3 protein-coding genes are annotated in these 1676 nt (G+C 36.8%); all 3 read right to left on the bottom strand.

The window, feature by feature from the left end; translation table 11 throughout:
• A partial coding sequence (locus ENL20_10270; protein ID HHE38941.1) for a hypothetical protein occupies window positions 1–847 on the bottom strand: 847 nt, incomplete at its 3' end.
• A 17-nt stretch (window positions 848–864) separates the two neighbouring features.
• Window positions 865–1275, bottom strand: coding sequence for a hypothetical protein (locus ENL20_10265; protein HHE38940.1), 411 nt, complete (start codon window positions 1273–1275; stop codon window positions 865–867).
• An 11-nt stretch (window positions 1276–1286) separates the two neighbouring features.
• A complete protein-coding gene (locus tag ENL20_10260) occupies window positions 1287–1520 on the bottom strand; it encodes a thioredoxin family protein (GenBank protein ID HHE38939.1) in 234 nt (77 codons plus the stop codon).
• Between the last annotated feature and the right edge of the window lie 156 nt (window positions 1521–1676).

Raw genomic sequence — 1676 nt, 5'->3', positions numbered from 1 at the left:
TACAGGGACCCGATCCCAAATTTAACACGGTGGGAAATCCGTTTTTACAGGATTCAGTCAAAGGAGTTTCCGGTTTGGAAGCTATCTGTTGGTCAATCCTATCTCTATTAATAACAACATCATCACCATTTCTGATATCATCGATGTAATTCTCAAATTTCTCATTTTGTTTTTGTTGTATCAGATAATTTCGGATATTATTTTTCATTTCATCAAAAGATGCACCCTTCATCTGATCTTGATTTTCCTGATAAAATTCATCAAGTTCCGCTTCTGAGATTTCGATGTTTTTTCCCATTTCATCAATCAGCTTCTGGATTCCGCTATCTTGCTGAGACGGGTTTGGTTTTTCGGATTTTATATAACCCTTCTCGATTGCTTTTTGAACCAGGATTTCCTTGATGATCAGCTGTTCAAGATAAAGATCTTTGTCGTTTTTGAACATATCTTGATACTGGGGAGAAAGTTTCTTATACTCTTCTTGCAGTTCTGATTCCGTTATCTCTACACCTTCCACTATTGCAATCACATCACCTACTGCTTTTTTATCTTTGGATTTTACAGTTTTTTTTGTTTCTGCTTGAATGTTTTTTTTGATTTTTTTCGGTTCTTCTTTAACGGTTTCTGTCTGTTCTTCAGAATCTATTCCCGTTTCGCTCTCTTCTTCCTTTTCAGACAAGATCGTTTCTTTGACAACTTTCTGCGGATCGGTTGTAGATTCCAGAACTGAACTTTCTGTGTCTGTTGATTCTTTAATGTTATTCTCAGGTTGGTTTTTGAGGACTATGACTACAGCCACGATAGTGATCAACGCTAATATGATCAAGATTTTGGATAAATTTTTCATGAAATAATCTTCTGTTATCAACAATAGCTGTCTGGTGATGTTGTAGTTGTATTAATTTTCATTTTTTTTAATTCTTTTTTCAAAATTGCAAAAGCAGTTTCGATCGTACTGTCATTCACTTCAGTGTTACCTTTGGTAAATCCCATTTCAGTTAAAATTAAGGAAAACGGCTTGATGCCACGATTTTCGAAATTTTTAGCAGCCCATCGCATCGAACAGCAATCGATAGTTAAATTAAGTTCTGCATCTCTGGCAGAAGCGGTGAAGCCGGAAATATCTGCCCCAACACCAGCCAGGCAACTCATTTTGCCAAAACCTTCTTTCGCCAGTTTTCGGGCTATTCTGTCTAAAAGATCGCCAACACCTGCTCCGCCTGAGCAAGGGTAAATCAATCTTAATCTTTCATTTCCACAACAACATTCAGCCATTTTGTACCCTCCTATTTGTTTATCATCTCTGCTATTTTTTCTGCCGACAAAACTTTGCCAACTGTAACTACTTTTTCGTCGATTACTAAAGCCGGTGTCATCATCACACCGTAATTCATAATATCATTGATTTCGGTTACTTTTTTTACTGTTGCATCAGAACCTGTTTTTTCAATCGCTTTTACTACCGCTCGTTCTTGTTGAATGCACTTAGGGCATCCCGTTCCCAATACTTTGATAATCATTGTTTCACCTTTCCATATTTGGCATATTGCCCTGTATTACAAATTTTGAACTACCAAAATAGCTGCAACGAATAATAGAACAGTTCCGAAAACGATTTTTATATTCTTTGATTTTAACTTTGTTGCCATCACCCGTGAACCTGATTGACTTCCCAG

It is taken from the genome of Candidatus Cloacimonadota bacterium (assembly GCA_011372345.1).
Lineage (GTDB): Bacteria > Cloacimonadota > Cloacimonadia > Cloacimonadales > TCS61 > DRTC01.
The sequence above is the reverse complement of the archived record's forward strand: the minus strand, read 5'-3'. Positions and strand labels throughout refer to the sequence as shown.